The organism is Candidatus Symbiopectobacterium sp. NZEC135 (assembly GCF_025962695.1).
Genome location: NZ_JAGFPF010000699.1, coordinates 1 through 1023, shown reverse-complemented (window position 1 = coordinate 1023; position 1023 = coordinate 1). Strand labels below are relative to the sequence as shown.

Here is a 1023-nt window from a genome sequence, read left to right as displayed (position 1 = left end):
ATGCGACGCTACAGGCGTTATCACTGACAGCAACGCCCTGGCGTCTGAGTAACAATACGCTCGGCGCGACCCTTGCGTTGATTGAAATCCTGATGCCCTACGCCATTCTCGCCATGCTGAGCGGTTTCGGACGGCTTAATCAGCAACTGGAAGAAGCCGCGCAGATGCTGGGTGCCGCACGCTGGCGCGTGTTTTTACGCATCACGCTGCCGCTCAGTTTGCCGGGGGTATTAACCGCCGCACTGCTGGTTTTCGTGTTGGCCATCTCGGCGTTTGTCACCCCGCGCCTGATGGGTGGTGGACGGGTGTTTGTGCTGGGTACCGAAATTTTCAGCGAAGCGACCGTGACCCTCAACTGGCCGCTGGCAGCGGCACTTTCCGTACTGTTGCTGGTGTTGTTCAGTAGCATTATTGTGCTTTATCAACGTGCCTTACGGGCACTGGAACAGTGAGACCACCATGATATCTCGCGCTTGGCAGCCAGGCACTCTCGCCTGGCACAGCTTTATCTTTCTACTTTATCTTTTTCTGCTGGCACCGATTATCATCGTGTTTATTATTTCATTCGACACGCGCCAGTATCTTGCCTTCCCACCCGCTGAGCTGTCGCTGGGCTCGTATATCAAGGTGCTGCATAATCCGGTGTTTATTGCCGCGTTTGGGCGCAGCCTGACGCTGGGGATTTCCGTGGGTGTTGGGGCCATTGTGGTGGGTGTACTGCTGGCTTTCGCCCTGACGCGCTTTCAGTTTCGCGGCCGATCTGTTATCGCCTTTCTGGCCGTGGCACCGTTTTTGGTACCGCATATCGTATTGGCCGTCGGGCTGATGTTGGTATTGGCACCGCTTGGTCTGCTTGATACTTATACCGGTATTGCTGTGGCGCACCTGGGCATTACGCTGCCCTATACGGTCAGAACCGTGACCATGAGCCTGCTCGCCGTCGATCCGCGCATTGAAGAGGCGGCGCGTATCCACGGCGCATCGCCCTGGCAGGTGTTTCATCGCATCACGCTGCCGCTGATT

General features: G+C 56.7%; 2 protein-coding genes. Both read left to right on the top strand.

What is annotated here, in order from left to right:
- Positions 1-452, top strand: a 452-nt coding sequence (locus tag J5224_RS29835; protein ID WP_264628673.1) for an ABC transporter permease, incomplete at its 5' end; no start/stop codon positions are given.
- A 7-nt stretch (positions 453-459) separates the two neighbouring features.
- The coding region (locus J5224_RS29830) for an ABC transporter permease (protein WP_264628672.1) at positions 460-1023 on the top strand (564 nt) is incomplete at its 3' end.